Below are 17381 nucleotides of genomic sequence, written 5' to 3' on the forward strand. Positions count from 1 at the left end.
GACGGAACCCCTTGATCCGATCGTTACCGCGGTGCGGAAACCTCCTCGCGCCAAACCCGCACGTCCCATCCACGCAGCACGACGTCCTCTCCGATCCGATGGGCTCCGTCGTCGAGCACAGAGGACAGATCCCGGGCGATGCGCACCGTCCTGTCCTCCGAAGACCAGTTGTGCACGACCCACACGCGCGCTCGCTCACCCATGAGCGAGTGCGCGGTCACCGTGTCCGGCCGATGGACGAGCGGCGACGCGACCCGCGATGCCGACGCGGCGACATCCTGGATGACGGCCTTCAGCGTGCCCCGATCGAGCAGTGTGCCGATCACGGTGATCGTTCCGTCTCCGATAGCCCGCCGGACAGCAGCGGCCCAGCGGCCGAAGTGCGGATGCCCGTAGCGCAGCAGCACCTCGCCCTCTGTCGTCGAGGCCTCGAGTGCGTCCATCCAACCGTGCGCCTGTCCCGAGACGGCGCCGAGTTGCGCGGCTTCCGCTTCGATCGCGACCGGTGCCGCGAGGGCGGCGAACTCCTGATAGCGCACGCCGGCCGCCTCGCCGAGCACCGCCGGCGCGGATCCGGCGCGCATGCGCCCCTGATCGTCCCCGTATCCGGTACGCGGTCCGACGATCAGCCGTCCGCCCAGGCGGGCGTACTCGACGAGCGTCTCCAGCGTCCGATCGGATGCGGCGATGAGCCCCGCAGCGATCAGAACCGGGAACCGCGCGAGCAGCGCGGATGCCGTGGGCAGCTGCCGCTCGTTCACGTACCCGACCTGGAATCCTGCGTCGATCGCGGCCCGTCCGAAGTCGCCGACGATCCGAGCGTAGGCCTTCCGATCGGGCGCGTCGGTGCCTGGGACGGCCAGCGGCGGCTCGAACGTCATCATCCATTCGCTGTCGTGCGCGTAGACGATGCCGACGTCGGCATCCGGCTCGGCGTCGGCCAGCCACTCGGCCGCCGCCTCGAACTGCCGCCCGATACCGGCGATCTCGTCATAGATGCGTCCCGGCTCGAGATCGTGGCCGAGCACGCCTCCCCAGTGCACCTCGTGGCCCGAGTGCAGGGTGTGCCAGTGCCAGTACGAGACGAGCCGTGCACCGCGTGCGGCGAGAAGCCACGCGGCCTGCGCGAGCTGGCCGTCGTACGGCGGACGTGTGAGCCAGGCGTTGCCGATCGAGGCTGCGCCCGTCTCTGTGACCAGGAACCCGCCACGCGTCTCCGGGCTCTCGAAGCCCGTGGCACGCATCCGATCGGCCATGAGGATGAGCTGCGGCACATCGTCGGCGTACCACTGCCCACCCGCACCCTCGACGGACAGATCGAGCGCGTCCTGCGCGAGGTAGTACGCATTGCCGCTCGCGATGTCCAGGTGCGCACCGACCGCCACGTCATCCATCGCGGGGCGCTGGTAGGCGATGCACGTCGTGAGGAACGCATCCTCATCGATGAGCTCGCGCGCGAGCCCCGCCTGCCATCCGATGAAGTCGGCCGTGAGCTCGGCCTGGAACCGACGCCACGCGAGATCGTACGCCGGCGTCGTGTTGCCGCCCGGCGCCCACAGCTCGTCCCAGTCCGCGATGCGATGGGACCAGTACGCGAGCCCCCACTCACGGTTGAGCGTCTCGACATCGCGGTAGCGCTCCGCAACCCAGTCGCGGAATCGCGCCACGACGTGGTCGTTGTGGATGAGATGCAGGCCCGCTTCGTTGTCGAGTTGAACGCCGATGACGGCGGGATGTCGGCCGTGCCGTCCGAGGACGGCTCGGATCACGCGCTCGGCGTACCCGCGGAACACGTCGGAGGTGTAATCGACCTCCTGCCGACCGCCCCACGGCACCGACACTCCGTCCTTGCGGACCACAGCCAGCTCGGGATGCTTGCGCGCCAGCCACGGCGGCACCGCGTACGTCGGCGTCCCGAGGATCACATCGATGCCGCGCGCGGCCGCGGCATCCAGGATCGGCGTCATCCAGTCGAGGTCGAATACGCCGTCCTGCGGCTCCCACGTCGACCACACGGACTCTCCGACGCGGATGCAGGTGATGCCGGCATCCGCCATCAGACGAAGGTCCGTCTCCAGGCGCGCCGGGTCGGGAAGGTACTCGTTGTAGTACGCGACACCCAGTCGGGGTCCGCCGCGCCAAGAGCGCAGGCGATCGGTCCGCGCGGTCATGTCAGGCTTCCACCTTTCGGATGCGCAGGGCGATCGCTTCGCCGACGGGCAGGGCGATCGGTGCGGATGCCGTGGCGAACGCGTCGTTGCGCTGGACGTCGTCGAGCGTGAAGACGCTTTCGACCGGCGCGACGGTCATGTTCCAGGTGTCGATGACATCGACCTCGAACGCGTCGCCGACTTCCGGCCGCTCACCGGGGAAGCCCACCGGCAGGCGGAACGCCCAGGTGGCGGGAGCCGAACGCCCCAGGTACTGCACGTACAGCCGGCGAGGGACACCGGCGACATACGCCGGGTCGTCCCACTTGTCGATCGGGTCGAGTCCAGGCCCGTCGACGGACTCGAGAATGTCGCGGAGAAAGGCCAGGCGAGCCGGCGACTCCCCGACGAGGGGTCCGCCCTCGACCATGTGCAGGCTTCCGGATGCCGTGAGGAAGCTCTCGCCGTGCGACGCGTAGCAGCCGGCGACCGTGGTGATCCAGAACTGATCCACCAGCTCGCGAGCATCCAGATTGCCCCACCGCTCCGGAATGTCGCCCTCGTACTTGATCTCGTCGAGCACCACTGGCTTGCCCCACACGTCGCGGTACAAGCTCGCACGGCCGAAGTCGGTCGTGACCGATCCGTTCTGGATCGAGGCGTGCGTGACCCACGGCTGGTTGTTGTCGTACAGCTCGATCCAGTTGTGGATCGAGCGCAGGTGGTCGTACGGGTCAATCTCGGCGAGCAGCTCGCCCGTGCGGTTCCAGCGCTCGGCCGGTCGTTCGAGCTGGTCGAACTCGTTGCACAGCGACCACCACACGTGCGGCTGAGCAGCGAGGCGCGCCACGAGGTAGCGGAGGTAGACGGCATCGTCGGCCTCGGTGAACTCATTCAGCCCGAAGTGTCCACGGTCATAGGCGTTGTAGATGAGGACATCCGCCTGGATGCCCCGGTCACCGAGCGTTTCGACGGCCCGGTCGAGACGCTGGAAGAACTCCGGGACGGGACGCGTCACGTCGTATCGGCCATCGGTCTTCTCGAAGGGCATCAGTTCCGGGTCGTGCTCGACGTATCCGCCGCCCTGCGGGAAGACCATGAAGCGGAACTTGTTGAATCCGGCTTCTGCGATCGCATCCACCGTCTGCGAGAACAGCGGCTCGTCCTGGTGCAGCCAGTTGTACGCCGTCGTCCCGACCGGACGGAACGGCGTGCCGTCGGCGTGCGCGAAGTGGAAGCGGTGCGCGACGCGCACCGGACCGTGCGAGGCGCCGCGGCTGACGGCGATCGATCCGGATCGGACGTCCACCGGCGTCATCGCATCGACGACCTCCCAGGACCACTCGCCCTCCGCCGGAGGCGAGAAGCGCGCACGGTAGGTCGTCCCACCGTCCCAGAACCCCGGGACCGTGACGTCACCGGCGTCATCGTGACGGAATCGCACGACCAGCGGCGCCTGCTCGCCGACCTCGATGCGTTCGCTCCCGATGAAGACCAGCTCGACCGGGCGATACAGCGTGTGGGACATCCTCGTCATCCTCCGACTCTCGTGTTGAACCTGGCGACTCACTTGAAACGTTATCAAACTTGTGCATAATCTACTTCAGTTGAATGACTATGCAGTCACGCATCATGACGACGATGTTCACAGAGAGCGGAGTAGACGATGAAGGTTTCTCGCACGATCATGGCCGGCGCGGCGGCGCTCGTCGCCGTCGGCGGCCTCGCCGGGTGCAGCGGCGCTGGCACCCCGGACGCCGAGGGAGACATCACGTTGACCCTGTGGGCACGAGGCAACTCCGTTCCCGACGACGTCGAGACGGTCCTCGCCGAGCAGTTCCCCGAGTACGACATCACCTTCGAGAACATCCCCGACATCGAGGACAAGCTCCGCGCCGCGCTGCGTTCAGGCAGCGGCCTGCCGGACCTCGTCATGATGGGAGGCAGCCTGCCGTCGTTCTTCAGCGTCGCGGACGAGTTCGTCGATCTCTCCGACCAGGCCGCGGACAGCGATGCCGTGGAATGGGGGCTCGAACTCGGCCAGTCGCCGGACGGCCGGCAGGTGGCACTGCCGACCGATATCGGCCCGTGGGGGTTCTTCTACCGCGCCGACGTCCTCGAGTCGCTCGGATATCCCACGGAGCCGGAAGAGGTCGCAGCCGCGGTCGACTCCTGGGACGCCTATCGAGAGCTCGCGACTGCGATGTCCGAGAGCGGCGCCTTCGCCTGCGATCACGCCGGTCAGGTCTACCAGGCCCGCCTGGCGCAGAACGGCTACGCGTACTTCGAGAACGAGGACGGCGAGGACGTGAACATCGTCGATTCGCCGATCTCGCATGAGGCGTTCGTCGAATCCGCCGCACTCGCGCAGGATGGGTTGTGTTCGAACACCGAGCCCTACACCCCGGAGTTCAACGCGGCGCTGACGCAGGAGGACATCGCCGCGTTCGTGGGCCCTGCGTGGGAGGACGGCCTTCTCAAGTCGGCGGGCGAGAAGCAGTCGGGGGTGTGGCGCGTGACCACCCTCCCCGGAGGGCCTGCGGCGACCGGCGGCACCTTCATCTCCGCTCTGACGGCTGGCGACCACCCGGATGCCGCGGCAGAGGTCGCCGGGTTCATCGGCGGATCTGAATTCCAGAAGATCGGCTATCTCGAAAAGGGCCTCTTCCCGGCATCCACCGGAGTGGCCGCGGATCCGGAGGCGGCGACGCCGCAGGACTACTACGGCGGACAGGACACGCTCGGCGCTCTCGCCCAGACGGCCGAGGATGCCCCGATGGTCTACCAGGCCCCGGACAGCGGAACCGTTTCCGCGCAGTTCTTCGTCGCACTCAACGATCTCGCCGCCAGCGGCGGAGATCCTGAGGACGCGTACGCATCGCTCGTCGAGAAGAACGCAGCCGAGTGACCAGCTCCTCCATCACGATGTCCGCGGCGCCGCTCCGGCGGCGCCGCTGGCTGCTGCACTACTGGCGCGAGTATCTTGCGATCTCGCCGTTCTACCTCCTGTTCGCGGTGTTCGGACTCTTCCCGCTCGTCTTCGCGGTCTACCTGTCGATGGTGTCCTGGGACGGCCTCGGCGCTCCGGAATGGGTCGGCTTCGAGCAGTTCAGGCGCCTGCTGACCTCCGGCGAGTTCGTGGGCGCGTTGGGCAACACGGTCATCATCTTCCTGATCGCGCAGATCCCGGTCATCCTCGCGTCGCTCGGCGCCGCCGCTCTGCTCAGCTCGCCGCGCCTGCGCGCCAAGGGGCTGTACCAGACGTTGTTCTTCCTGCCGCAGGTCACCTCGATCGTCGCCGTCGCGATCGTGTTCCAGTCCCTGTTCTCGAACGAGTACGGCATCATCAACGCGATCCTCGAGGGGATCGGGCTGTCATCGGTTCCCTGGATGACGACCGAATGGGGCGTGCGCCTCGTCGTCGCGCTGATGATCTTCTGGCGCAGCTTCGGGTACTTCGTCGTGATCTTCCTGTCCGGCATCTCCTCGATCCCGCCCTCGCTGTACGAGGCGGCACGGCTCGACGGCGCTGGGCCCTTCCGCATCCTGCGTTCGATCACGATCCCGATGATCTGGCCGACGATCCTGTTCGTCGCCGTCACGGGGACGATCAGCGGCTTCCAGATCTTCACCGAGCCGCAGGTTCTCACCAACGGCCTCGGCGGACCGGAGAACTCCGTCGTCACGCTGATGTTCCTCCAGGTGGGATACATGGGCGCGACGCTGCCGACCGTGAGCGCTGATCTCGGGTTCGCGACGACCATCGGCTGGGGTATCTTCGTGGTCCTCCTCCTTCTGGCCGCCCTCAATTCGCGGGTGATCTCACGCCGCCGCAAGGAGATGTCATGAAGACGCGCCGCGCGTGGCTGCAGCATGCGGTCCTGATCCCCGCAGCCGCTCTGTTCGCCTTTCCGTTCTACTGGCTCATCGTCATGTCGACGAGCACGACCTCGGACATCTTCTCCAGCCCGCCGCGGCTCATCCCCGGGCCTGAGCTGTTCGCGAACATCGAGCGGCTCTTCGGCAGCGTCGATTTCCTGCAGGCCTTCCTGAACTCCGTGCTGGTATCGGTGACTGCGACGGTCGTGACGGTCACGATCGCGGCCTTGTCCGGATTCGTGTTCGCGATGTACCGCTTCCCCGGTAGGGATTGGCTGTTCGGCATCCTGCTGGCGACCATGACGCTGCCGACGGGTGTGATGCTCGTGCCGATGTTCCAGATCTACGTCGATCTCGGCTGGCTCAACACCTACCTGCCGTTGATCGTGCCGGGCGCGGCCAGCGCATTCGGCATCTTCTGGATGCGTCAGGCCGCCAGGGAGGCCGTGCAGTACGAAGTGATCGAGGCGGCCCGCGTCGACGGCGCGAGCTTCCTGCGTGTGTTCTGGCATGTCGGCGCGCCCGCGCTCCGACCGGCGATCGCCGGCTTCACCGTATTCCAGTTCATGTGGAACTGGAACGAGTACATGTGGCCGCTGCTCGTGCTGAACGACTCCGATCTGTACACGCTGCCGGTGGCGCTGCAGCAGCTGAACGGAAACTACGGGACGAGTGACTATCCCGTCGTGATGGTGGGGACGCTCCTGGCCACCCTGCCTCTCATCATCGTGTTCCTGTTCTTCCGCCGGCAGGTCATGAGCAGCGCGACCGCCGGCGCCGTGAAGGGATGACGACCATGAACACCGACATCATCGACCGCAGGGCGGTCGTCGCACGCCACCGCATCCGACGCACGGAGATCGACTCCGAAGCGCCGCTCAGCGTCGGCAATGGCGAACTCGCCTTCACGGTCGACGCCACCGGCCTGCAGACCTTCGGCGACTGGCACAGTCGAGCGTCGGCTCGCGCCGACGGGCGCAGTGCGACCCCGTTGGGCACGCAGGCGCAGTGGGCGTTCCACTGGGCGCCGAATCCGGACGGCGTCACTCTCGACGACACGATGGAGCCGTATGCCCTCCCCGACGGCACGCCGGTCCCCTACCCGACCGCGTACGACTGGCGTCTCACCGAGGCGGAGGCGCGCGCGCAGCAGCCGGCGGGCTACTACTTCTGGGTGAATCCGCAGCGGCTGCACCTCGGCCGGCTCGCGTTCCGGATCACGGACCCGGCAACCGGACACACGGTGGAAGATCCTGCCGGCCTCGCACAGACCGAGCAGACGCTCGATCTGTGGGCCGGGCTGATCGACAGCACGTTCACGGTCGGCGGGCTGAGCACGACCACTCGCACCGCCGTGCACCCCGCACGTGACCTGATCGCCGTCTCATCCACGTCCGAGCTCTTCACGGCCCAGGCGGCGACCGTTCGCCTGTCGTTCGCGACGATCCAGGACACCTGGGAGGCCGACGAGGACTGGACAAGACCGGATGCGCACGAGACCGTCGTCACGACCCTCGCGGACGGAAGCGTCGAGATCTCGCGCCGCGTGGACGACGCCGAGTACACCGCCCGGCTGCGGGCCACCGGATGCCGCGTGACGACACCGGAACCGCACGTCGTGGAGCTCGTGCCCGTCGCCGACCGGATCGACCTGGTCGTGGAGTTCAGCGCCGCACCCGCCACCGATCCGCTCCCCACCGCGCCGGAGGTCTTCGAAGCAGCCGCCGCGCGCTGGGAAGCGCACTGGACCGAGGGGGCGTTCGTCGATCTGTCCGGCTCGACCGACCCGCGTGCAGCGGAACTCGAACGTCGCATCATCCTGTCCCAGTACCTCACCGCGATCCAGTGCGCGGGGTCACTGCCCCCGCAGGAGAGCGGACTGGTCTGCAACTCCTGGGGCGGCACCTTCCACCTGGAGATGCACTGGTGGCACGCGGCGCACTTCGCGCTGTGGGGGCGCCCTGAGCTGCTGGAACGAAGCCTCGCCTGGTACCGCGGCATCCTGCCCGCAGCGCAGGCGAACGCCGCGCGACTCGGATACCAGGGAGCCCGCTGGCCCAAGCACGTGGGGCCGGAGGGGATCGAGAGCCCGAACGAGATCGGACCGCTGCTCATCTGGCAGCAGCCGCATCCGATCTCGTACGCAGAACTCGTCTACCGCGCCCGCGGTGAAGACGCGCGGGTGCTCGCCGAGTACGCCGAGCTCGTCGATGAGACCGCCGAGTTCCTGGCGGAGCTGCTGTGGTGGGAGGACGGCGTCGCCCACCTCGCGCCACCGCTCATGCCAGCGCAGGAGCGCTACGAGGCGGCGTCGACATGGGATCCGTCCTTCGAGCTCGCCTATGTCCGGTGGGGGCTGGCGACGGCCGCCGAGTGGCGCGGTCGGCGTGGACTCGATGTGCCCGCTTCGTGGCAGCGAGCCCTGGACGCCATCGCTCCGCTGCCCGTCTCGACCGAAGGACGGTACGAGGCCGTCCGCGGCGAGACGGCGCTGATCGATCATCCCTCCCTCCTCGGAGCGTACGGCTTCGTGCCCCCGTCGCCGCTCGTCGACCCGAAGATCATGTCGCGCACCCTGGACATGGTGCTCGACGAGTGGGAATGGAACGCGACCTGGGGATGGGACTACCCGCTCATCGCGATGTGCGCCACACGGCTCGGGCGGTTCGACACTGCGATCGACAGCCTGCTGCGCCCCCTCCCCCGCAACCGATACCTCAGCAACGGGCACAACTTCCAGGTGCCCAATCGGCTCCCCCTCTACCTCCCCGGCAACGGCGGTCTGCTCGCGGCCGTAGCGATGCTCGCGGCCGACGACGACGGTCGCGAGCGCGACGATCTGCCATCCGCGTGGCGGATCCGCGCCGAGGGTTTCCCATCGCGCCAGGGCGGCACCGTGACCGAGGGGCGCGCATGACCGCGGCATCCGATCTGCGGGAACTGATCCGACCGACCGCCAAGGAGTCGGAACTCGTCTTCGGCCCTTCGCTGCGCCCCGGGGATTGGCGCAGCCACGGCGTCGACTGCCCGTTCCCGTTCCGCGTGGACGGCAGACTCGGCATGACGATGGTCGGATGGGACGGTCGCGGCTACCAGACCGGACTGTCCTGGCACGACGGGGAGAGATGGTCGGAGCCCGAGCTCGTGTTCCGTCGCGACCCGTCGTCCCCGCACCGTCGGCACAATGCGGCGCTCACATCGATCATCCGCGACGACGATGTCTTCGGCTCCGGCGAGCTCCTTCGAATCGACGGCTGGTACTACGGGACCTTCCACGCCTATCCGGAGGCGGGCTACGAAGAGGGCTCGGCCGTGATCGGGTTCGCCCGCAGCCGGGACCTGGTCGACTGGGAGGAGACGGGCGGCCTGCTGCGCCCTGAGGACGGCGGCGCCTGGGAGCGCGGTGGCCTCTACAAGTCATGGCTCATGCGGAACGACGGACGGTTCCTGCTGTTCTACAACGCGAAGGACCGCGCGACAGGTGCGTGGGTGGAGCAGACCGGCGCCGCCGTCTCGGATGATCTGATCACCTGGACCAGGATCTCGGATGCCCCGTTGCTGCCCATCGGGCCGTCCGGCGCCTCTGATGACCGGTTCGCATCGGACCCCTGCGTGCTGCGTGCCGAAGACGGCTCCTGGGTGATGTTCTACTTCGGGCTGCGCTCCGGTGGGAGTGCGGTGGACCTGGTCGCGACGTCGCCGGACCTGCGGACCTGGACCAAGCATCCGGAGCCTCTTGTCGAACCGGGCCCACCGGGCGCGATCGATGACTGGCACGCGCACAAGCCGGGGGTCATCCGGTCCCGCGACCGCCTCGATCACTACTACTGCGCCGTGCAGCGCGCCCCTGTGCGCATCGGCGAGCAGCATCACCCCGAGACGAGAGGGATCGCACTGGCCTGGTCGCCGATCAGCGGCTGATCCCCGTCACCGACGGCGGAACCCCAGGGTGCTGCGGCGCGCCACCAGGCGCGGTTGGAGCTCGTGGTGCAGCTCGTCTGGCGACCTCCCCTGAATGATCTCGAACAGCGCATCGACGACCAGCTCGCCGACATCCCGATGCCGCCGACTCACGCTGGAGAGCGGGATGAGGGATGCCTCGGCGAACTCGTTGTCGTCGTAGCCGATCAACGCGAGATCCTCGGGGACGCGGATGCCCCGCTCCACCAGTTCCTGCAGGATGCCGAGGGCGAGCAGGTCGTTGACGGCGAAGACGCCGTCGGGGCGCTGACCTTCCGGCAGAGCTGCGATGATCGCACCAGCGCCGCGCCCGGCGGACACGGATCGCTCGGCCACCGGGATCTCGCGGAGTTCGATGCCCAGGTCGCGTGCCGCCGCATCCGCTCCCGCTCGGCGCGCAGCCACCTGAACAACCTGCGACGGCCCGCCGATGAACGCGACGCGCCGGCATCCCTGATCGGCGAGATGCTCGATGGCCTGGCGGCCGCCCGAGAACTCGTCGACCGACACCGATGGCTGGTCGGCCGAGAGCGCCCGCTGGCCGAGCAGCACGGACGGCGTGCCCCGTCGCCGGAGCAGGGCGAGCCGCTCCTCGACGGGGTGATGCGAGGCCACGAGCAAACCCCGGACATGATGCTGAGCGAAGGCGTCCAGATAGGCGTCCTCGCGTCGTGCATCCTCATTCGCGTCCGCGAGAAAGACCGAGAGTCCGAGCTCGGATGCCCTGGCCTGGACGCTCGCGGCCGTCTCTCCGAAATGCGGGTTGCCCATATCGGAAGCGAGATAGCCGATGACCGAGCTCACCCCCATTCGCAGCTGGCGCGCCGCGTTGCTCGGCACGAAGCCGACCGCCTCGATCGCGTCGGTGACGCGCCGCGCCATCGCCTCGGACAGGCGATCAGGATGATTGAGGAAGTTCGAGACGGTCCCGATGGACACACCGGCGTGCGCCGCGACTTCTCTGATCCCCGCCGGTGCCATCAGCGCCAATCATAGACGGCGCGGAATCCGAGGCGCTCCCGGATCCGGCGCGTGGACATGAGCGATTCGAACTCACCGAGATCATCCGCCACAGGGACACCGGGGAACCAGCGAGCAGCGAGTGCGCGGGAAGGCGCCGCGCAGCCGGATTCGGGCGCGGCGACGTTGTACACCTCGTACCCGGGGCGGGCGGCTTCCAGCGCCAGCGCGACAGCGAGCGCTCCGTCACGCGCATCGATCCAGGAGCCGAGCAGGTCACGGCGGTAGCCCGGCTCGCCAGCCCGCTCGAACGTCGCATACTCGTCGGGCGCGACGACGTTCGTGAAGCGCAGCGCGGTGATCGAGGCATCCTCGTGCCAGCGGACCAGTTGCGCGGCGATCGCCTCCTCGGCGACCTTCCCCAGGCCGTACGTGTTGTTCGCACTCGTATACGTCTCGTCCACAGGCAACGACGGCGGCGCCTCGACGAACGGGAACCCCATCGCGGTGATGCTGGAAGCGAGCACGATCGTGCGGATGCCGACGCGATGCGCCGCATACAGCGCGTTGAAGGACACCGCGATGTTGTTCTGGAAGGTCGCGGCGTCGGGGATCAGGCCGTTGACCGGGATCGCAGCGAGGTGCACGAGCGCGTCGAGTCCGTCATGCCGGGCCGTCACCGCCCCGAAGGCATCGAGCGTCTGACCGAAGTCGGTCAGGTCGACCCGCGTGAAACCCTGGCCTGCTGAGCCGGCGAGATCGAAGCCGATCACGTCGTGTCCGTCGGCGCGCAGCCGCGCGACGGTGGCGCTGCCGAGTTTGCCTCCGCTGCCGGTGACTCCGATTCTCATGCGCCTCTCCCGTCGATCCCGCTGCTCTTGACGACTTTACTTGAAACGTTGCGAAACTCGTGCCAGACTGCCCGATTGAAACGTTTCGTTCTCCAGGAGGCCCCGATGTCCGTCACCGTCGACGCACCGCGAATCGAACACCACCGGGAGCCGATCGGCATAGGCGAGCGGATGCCCCGGCTGACGTGGCGGATCTCCGCAGCTCCCGACGGCTGGGCGCAGCGCGCGTACCGCGTCGACATCGAGCGAGACGGCATCCGTCACTCGTCGCAGGTGGAGAGCGCGGAGCAGGTGCTGGTGGACTGGCCCGGTGACCCCCTGAACTCCCGCGACGTCGTCTCGGTCGCCATAGCCGTGCGCGGCGAGGACGGCGAATGGTCCCGGCCCTCCGAGGCCACCATCCTCGAAACCGGACTCCTGGAACCCGGAGACTGGATCGCCCGACCCATCGGCGCGATCCGCAACGAGAACCCGCATTCGGACGAGCGCCGACCGTCTCTCGTCCGCACCGGGTTCGACGCGCGAGAGGACATCGTTCGTGCTCGCCTCTATGCCACAGCACACGGCGTGTACGAGGCGGAGATCAACGGAATGCGCGTCGGCGATGACGCGCTCTCCCCCGGCTGGACCGTCTACGGTGCGCGACTGCGGTACTACACCTACGACGTGACGCACCTCGTGAACGCCGGCACCAACGCGATCGGCGCCTGGCTCGGCGACGGCTGGTACCGCGGCCGGCTCGGCTGGCGCGGAGGTTTCCGCAATGTCTACGGCACGGACCAGTCATTCCTCGGCCAGCTCGAGCTGACCTACGCGGACGGCACGCGCCAGGTCGTCGCGACCGACGGCACATGGAAGTCGGCAGCCAGCCCGATCCTCATGAGCGGCCTGTACGACGGCGAGGATTACGACGCCCGCGAAGAGCACGCGGGCTGGTCATCACCCGGCTTCGATGACTCCGGCTGGGACGTCACCCAGGAGCGGCATCGCGATCCCGCGACGCTCGTGGCTCCCACCGCGCCCCCGGTGCGGGCGACGCAGGAGCTGCGGCCCATCGCGGTGCTGACCGGCCCGAGCGGGTCGCGCATCCTCGACTTCGGGCAGAACCTCGTCGGTCGCGTGCGCCTGCGCGTGCACGCGGAGGCAGGCACGACCATCACGCTGCGCACGGCCGAGGTCATGCAGGACGGCGAGATCTACACACGACCGCTCCGCGCGGCGCGCTCGACGGACAACTACACCGCCGCCGGACGGGACGTGGAGGAATGGGAGCCTCGATTCACGTTCCACGGATTCCGCTACGTCGAGGTGACCGGTTGGCCGGGCGACCTCGATTCAGACGTCGCCGCCGGCGCCCTCGTCGCCCGCGTCCACCACACCGACCTCGAGCGCACCGGCTGGTTCGAATCGTCCGATCCCGCCCTCAACCGCCTGCACGAGAACGTGGTGTGGGGCATGCGCGGCAACTTCGTCGACATTCCGACCGATTGCCCTCAGCGCGATGAGCGCATCGGGTGGACCGGTGACATCCAGGTGTTCGGGCCCACCGCAGCCACGCTCTTCGACGTCTCCGGGATGCTGTCCGGATGGCTCAAGGATGTCGCGATCGAGCAGCTGCCGGATGGCACGGTGCCCTGGTACGTCCCCGTGATCCCCGCGGTCGACAAATGGACGCCGATCCGCCCCGGCGCCGCATGGGGCGACGTAGCCACGCTGCTGCCCTGGACCCTGTACGAGCGCTTCGGAGACACCGGAGTGCTGCGTGCGCAGTTCGACAGCGCTCATCGCTGGGTCGACCTGCTCGAGCGCCTGTCCGGCCCGTCCCGGCTGTGGGACACGGGGTTCCAACTGGGCGACTGGCTCGATCCGGCGGCTCCGCCGGAGGACCCGGCCGATGCGCTCACCGACCGCTATCTCGTCGCGACCGCGTACTTCGCGAAATCTGCGCGCACGGTGGCGCGGATGGCCGAGGTGCTGGGCCTGGAAGCCGAGCGCGTGCACTACGACACGCTCGCCGATGAGGTCGTCGAGGCGTTCTCGAACGCTTATGTCCACGCGGACGGAACCATGACCAGCGACGCGCAGACGGCGTACGCGCTCGGCCTGCGGTTCGACCTCATCACGGACTCGGAGCGTCGAGCCGCCGCGGCTTCCCGGCTCGCGCAGCTCGTGCACGATGCAGGTAATCGCGTCGCCACCGGCTTCGTCGGCACACCGCTGGTGTCCGATGCCCTGAGCGGCGGCGGACAGCTGGATGCCGCGTACGACCTGCTGCTCGAGCGCGAATGTCCATCCTGGCTCTATCAGGTCGAACAAGGGGCCACGACGATCTGGGAACGCTGGGACTCACTGCTGCCGGACGGCACCGTGAACCCGGGCCAGATGACCTCCTTCAATCACTACGCGCTGGGCGCCGTCGCGGACTGGATGCACCGGGTGATCGCAGGCCTCGCCCCCGAGTCCCCCGGTTACCGGCGCATCCGCTTCGCACCGCGGCCGGGCGGCGGACTCACGTCAGCATCCGCACGCCAGCTCACGGCGTACGGCGAGGCGTCGATCGTGTGGCGCTGCGAAGGCGGGCGCCTGCATGTCGACCTGCGGATTCCGATCGGTGCGGATGCCGTGATCGCTCTGCCGGGCACGGAGGAGGAGGTCGTCGGAGCAGGTTCTCACACCCGGACGATCGTGCTGACCTGATTCGCCCTCCAGCGGCGGCCGGAAGGTCGGCACTGGCGCCGAAGCCGCGGACTGAATATCCTTTCGTAAGCGAATCCTCAATCGGATCGTCACGATCGGAGTCCTCGTGTCCCTACCCCGCTACACTCGCCCCGCCGACGGGCAGGTTCGCCTGCTCACCAAGGTCGCGCGAATGTACCACGAGCGCGGCATCCGTCAGGCCGACATAGCCACCGCGCTCAATATCTCACAGGCCAAGGTCTCCCGCCTGCTGAAACGAGCCGAAGCCGTCGGCATCGTGCGGACCATCGTGACGGTCGCCCCCGGCGTCCACGCCGAGCTCGAAGAGCGCCTCGAAGAGCGGTACGGTCTGTCCGAGGCCGTCGTCGTGGACGTCGCCCCCGACGCGGACGAGAGAGAACTGCTCGCCTCGCTCGGCGCCGGATCCGCGGCGTACCTCGAAGCGACGCTGTCCGGCGCCGATCGCATCGGCGTCTCGTCGTGGAGCCAGACGATCCTCGCGATGGTCGACCGGATGCGGCCCTTCACCGTCCGCGGCGCGACCGAGGTCGTTCAGCTGCTCGGCGGCGTGGGCGCCCCCGAGGCGCAGAGCCATTCGAATCGCATCCTCGGAGAACTGGCTCGCACGCTCGGCGCCGAACCGGTCTACGTACAGGCCCCCGGCGTCGTGGCCGACCCGGCGATCCGCGACAGCCTGCTGTCCGACCCGTCGATGCAGGAGGTCACTCGGCACTGGAACGAGCTGACGATGGCGATCATGGGCATCGGCAGCATCGAGCCATCCGATGTGCTGGCGACCAGTGGGAACGCCTTCGCCGCGGAAGAGCGCGAGGGACTGCTCGAGCAGGGTGCCGTCGGCGACATCTGCCACCGCATCTTCCGCGCCGATGGCTCGAGGGTCCTCGGCGCCCTCGACGACCGCATCATCGCGATCACGGTGGAGAACCTGCAGCGCATCCCCCGCCGCGTCGGCATCGCCGGCGGTGACCGGAAACTCGAGGCGATCCACGGCGCGCTGGCCGGCGACTGGGTGACCACGCTCGTGACCGATCTGCGCACCGCCGAGGCACTCGCGCAGCGCTGAGAAGGTCTGCATCGGTCCGCCATCCGCACCCGCACAACGAGACCTCCCGCCGGGAAGCGTTCTCGCTTCTCGGCGGGAGGCCTCGTCCGCCCGACTGCTACTTCGCGTCGTCCCAGGCGGACTGATAGATCTCGACGTAGCGCTCGCTGCCGTTCGAGACGAGGGCATCCTGGAACGCCTGCCAATCGGCGTCGCTGTCGATGTCGCGCACACCGGTGACGAACTCGGCACTGGCCTGCTGCACCAGGGTCTCGATGTTGGTCTGCACGGTCGACAGTTCAGAGGAGTCGTCCTCCGAGATCCAGAGGTTCCAATACGGGAAGGCCTCCTCAGGGCTGTTCGCCGCGTAGGGTTCGGTCGCTTCGAACAGGCGCCGCTCGTACCCGGCGAGGTCGTACACATCCTCCGACACCACCTGCGCGCCGCGGAATTCCGTGCTCCCGTAGTACTGCGCAAGCGGGCCCCAGGCGACGTTGGCGTTCTGCGTGGCCTCGGCACCGCTCAGGCGGTGACGCAGATACAGCGGCTCGAGCGACTCGTCCAGCGCGACGTCGCCGGCAGCAGGTCGATCCCAGGCCACGCCCTCCTCGCCCCATTCGGCGCGGAGGTGGTTGTCGTAATCGATCATCCAGTCGACGATCTTCACGAGATTCGCGGCATCCGCATCGCTGGCGTTGTTCGTGATGACCAGCGAAGCGCCAGGGACCGACGACAGCAGCTCGGAGGCGGGCGAGCCGTTCGGTCCGGTCAGCGGCGCGACCGGGTCGTACTGCTTGTCACGGCCGTCCTCCTGTCCGATCGTGACGAAGACTCCGGGGTGCCCGACCGTCGCCGCGCCGAGGATCGGGGCGCCGGCGACGTCACCCAGCGCGAGGAGCGCATCCTGGTTCTGCGTGAATGCGGACTCGTCGACGAGTCCCTCCTCGTAGAGCGAGTTGACGAACTCCAGACCGTCTCGCCAGCCGTCCGAGGTCGGCTGCAAGGTCACCGTGTCGCCCGCAAGCGCCAGTGAGGCCGGGATCGACGCGTCCGTCGTCGCTGCCGGCACGTAGACGAAGGGGTTCATCAGGTAGGGCAGCACCGAGTTGGCTCCCGGCGTTCCGGACAGCGGCACCTCGTCAGCCTGGCCATTGCCGTTGGGGTCCTGATCGCGGAACGCTGTCAGTACCGCCCGGAGCTCGTCTGGCGTGGTCGGCTGCTCCATGCCGACGGCATCCAGCCAGGCCGAGTTCATCCAGAGCTTCGACGGGTAGCTGCAGTGGAAGCAGTCGTTCCATTGCGGCAGCCCCCAGACGTTTCCGTCCGGAGAGGTGGCCAGCTGCTCCCATTCGGGCGTCTCCTCCCACGCCTTGGTCAGGTTGGGCGCGTTATCCGCGAGCAGGTCGTTCAGCGGCCGGATCACCCCCTGCTTTCCGAACTTGACCAGCTCGGCCTGGGTGAACTGATCCACCCACGGGATCATCAGGAACGCGTCAGGGTAGTTCCCGCTGGCGAGCGCGATCTGACGAGCCTCTGATGCGGAACCGGCATCCCAGGTCGTCGTCTCGAACTGCAGGTCCACGTCGAACTCCTCCTCGAGGAAGAGCGTGAACTCGTTCGTATTGAGATCCGAATCCGCCCCCTGCGGACTGAAGATCTTGATGACTCCGTCATCGGCCGGCTTCTCCGCCTGGGGTGCACACGCACCCAGCGTCAGAGCGAGCCCGCCGGCGGCGATCGCCGCCACGGATCGGGTGAAGCGTTTCATGTGTTGCCTCTCTTCATCGTGAGGTGGGAGCCGCCGGACCGGGCGTCCTGGCG

Annotated in this window: 12 protein-coding genes; 7 read left to right on the forward strand and 5 right to left on the reverse strand. The window is 68.1% G+C overall.

Features of this window, described 5'->3' with window-relative positions; all coding sequences use genetic code 11:
• Positions 1-23 precede the first annotated feature (23 nt).
• Both ACWAT3_RS12360 and ACWAT3_RS12365 read right to left on the reverse strand, forming a co-directional pair.
• Positions 24-2171 (reverse strand): beta-galactosidase, encoded by a 2148-nt coding sequence (locus ACWAT3_RS12360; RefSeq protein WP_460798839.1) that lies wholly within the window; start codon positions 2169-2171, stop codon positions 24-26.
• A 1-nt stretch (position 2172) separates the two neighbouring features.
• Positions 2173-3678, reverse strand: coding sequence for an apiosidase-like domain-containing protein (locus ACWAT3_RS12365; protein ID WP_460798841.1), 1506 nt, complete (start codon positions 3676-3678; stop codon positions 2173-2175).
• A 138-nt stretch (positions 3679-3816) separates the two neighbouring features.
• Between ACWAT3_RS12365 and ACWAT3_RS12370 the strand changes: the two genes are divergently transcribed.
• The 5 genes from ACWAT3_RS12370 to ACWAT3_RS12390 are packed head-to-tail and all read left to right on the forward strand — an operon-like array spanning position 3817 to position 9950.
• On the forward strand, positions 3817-5058 hold the full coding sequence (locus tag ACWAT3_RS12370) for an extracellular solute-binding protein (protein ID WP_460798843.1): 1242 nt from the start codon (positions 3817-3819) through the stop codon (positions 5056-5058).
• Positions 5055-5999, forward strand: coding sequence for a carbohydrate ABC transporter permease (locus ACWAT3_RS12375; RefSeq protein WP_460798845.1), 945 nt, complete (start codon positions 5055-5057; stop codon positions 5997-5999). The genes ACWAT3_RS12370 and ACWAT3_RS12375 overlap by 4 nt, the downstream gene beginning before the upstream one ends.
• On the forward strand, positions 5996-6820 hold the full coding sequence (locus tag ACWAT3_RS12380) for a carbohydrate ABC transporter permease (protein ID WP_460798846.1): 825 nt from the start codon (positions 5996-5998) through the stop codon (positions 6818-6820). Before ACWAT3_RS12375 ends, ACWAT3_RS12380 begins: the two co-directional genes overlap by 4 nt.
• A 5-nt stretch (positions 6821-6825) precedes the next feature.
• Positions 6826-8946 (forward strand): hypothetical protein, encoded by a 2121-nt coding sequence (locus ACWAT3_RS12385; RefSeq protein ID WP_460798848.1) that lies wholly within the window; start codon positions 6826-6828, stop codon positions 8944-8946.
• A complete protein-coding gene (locus tag ACWAT3_RS12390) occupies positions 8943-9950 on the forward strand; it encodes a glycoside hydrolase family protein (RefSeq protein WP_460798849.1) in 1008 nt (335 codons plus the stop codon). Before ACWAT3_RS12385 ends, ACWAT3_RS12390 begins: the two co-directional genes overlap by 4 nt.
• A gap of 6 nt (positions 9951-9956) precedes the next feature.
• On the opposite strand, the gene ACWAT3_RS12395 is transcribed toward ACWAT3_RS12390, so the two are convergent.
• Both ACWAT3_RS12395 and ACWAT3_RS12400 read right to left on the reverse strand, forming a co-directional pair.
• Entirely contained in the window at positions 9957-10970 is a 1014-nt protein-coding gene (locus ACWAT3_RS12395; RefSeq protein WP_460798850.1) for a LacI family DNA-binding transcriptional regulator, read from the reverse strand.
• Complete coding sequence (locus ACWAT3_RS12400; RefSeq protein WP_460798851.1) at positions 10970-11800, reverse strand: NAD-dependent epimerase/dehydratase family protein; 831 nt, start codon at positions 11798-11800, stop codon at positions 10970-10972. The genes ACWAT3_RS12395 and ACWAT3_RS12400 overlap by 1 nt, the downstream gene beginning before the upstream one ends.
• Positions 11801-11905: 105 nt before the next feature.
• Here ACWAT3_RS12400 and ACWAT3_RS12405 point away from each other — a divergent pair, with 105 nt between their 5' ends.
• Both ACWAT3_RS12405 and ACWAT3_RS12410 read left to right on the forward strand, forming a co-directional pair.
• Positions 11906-14497 carry a family 78 glycoside hydrolase catalytic domain gene (locus ACWAT3_RS12405; protein ID WP_460798852.1) on the forward strand — a complete coding sequence of 864 codons (2592 nt, stop codon included), beginning with the start codon at positions 11906-11908 and terminating at the stop codon, positions 14495-14497.
• A 106-nt stretch (positions 14498-14603) separates the two neighbouring features.
• Entirely contained in the window at positions 14604-15581 is a 978-nt protein-coding gene (locus ACWAT3_RS12410) for a sugar-binding transcriptional regulator (protein ID WP_460798853.1), read from the forward strand.
• Positions 15582-15678: 97 nt separating this feature from the next.
• Here ACWAT3_RS12410 and ACWAT3_RS12415 read toward each other — a convergent pair whose 3' ends face one another.
• Entirely contained in the window at positions 15679-17328 is a 1650-nt protein-coding gene (locus tag ACWAT3_RS12415; RefSeq protein ID WP_460798854.1) for a type 2 periplasmic-binding domain-containing protein, read from the reverse strand.
• Between the last annotated feature and the right edge of the window lie 53 nt (positions 17329-17381).

The sequence above is a fragment of the Microbacterium sp. GXF0217 genome (assembly GCF_054798195.1).

Bases quoted from the DNA above. Each gene is read 5' to 3' on its own strand.
- ACWAT3_RS12360 (WP_460798839.1), bottom strand. From the start codon at position 2,171: ATGACCGCGCGGACCGATCGCCTGCGCTCTTGGCGCGGCGGACCCCGA.
- ACWAT3_RS12365 (WP_460798841.1), bottom strand. From the start codon at position 3,678: ATGTCCCACACGCTGTATCGCCCGGTCGAGCTGGTCTTCATCGGGAGC.
- ACWAT3_RS12370 (WP_460798843.1), top strand. From the start codon at position 3,817: ATGAAGGTTTCTCGCACGATCATGGCCGGCGCGGCGGCGCTCGTCGCC.
- ACWAT3_RS12380 (WP_460798846.1), top strand. From the start codon at position 5,996: ATGAAGACGCGCCGCGCGTGGCTGCAGCATGCGGTCCTGATCCCCGCA.
- ACWAT3_RS12385 (WP_460798848.1), top strand. From the start codon at position 6,826: ATGAACACCGACATCATCGACCGCAGGGCGGTCGTCGCACGCCACCGC.
- ACWAT3_RS12390 (WP_460798849.1), top strand. From the start codon at position 8,943: ATGACCGCGGCATCCGATCTGCGGGAACTGATCCGACCGACCGCCAAG.
- ACWAT3_RS12395 (WP_460798850.1), bottom strand. From the start codon at position 10,970: ATGGCACCGGCGGGGATCAGAGAAGTCGCGGCGCACGCCGGTGTGTCC.
- ACWAT3_RS12400 (WP_460798851.1), bottom strand. From the start codon at position 11,800: ATGAGAATCGGAGTCACCGGCAGCGGAGGCAAACTCGGCAGCGCCACC.
- ACWAT3_RS12405 (WP_460798852.1), top strand. From the start codon at position 11,906: ATGTCCGTCACCGTCGACGCACCGCGAATCGAACACCACCGGGAGCCG.
- ACWAT3_RS12415 (WP_460798854.1), bottom strand. From the start codon at position 17,328: ATGAAACGCTTCACCCGATCCGTGGCGGCGATCGCCGCCGGCGGGCTC.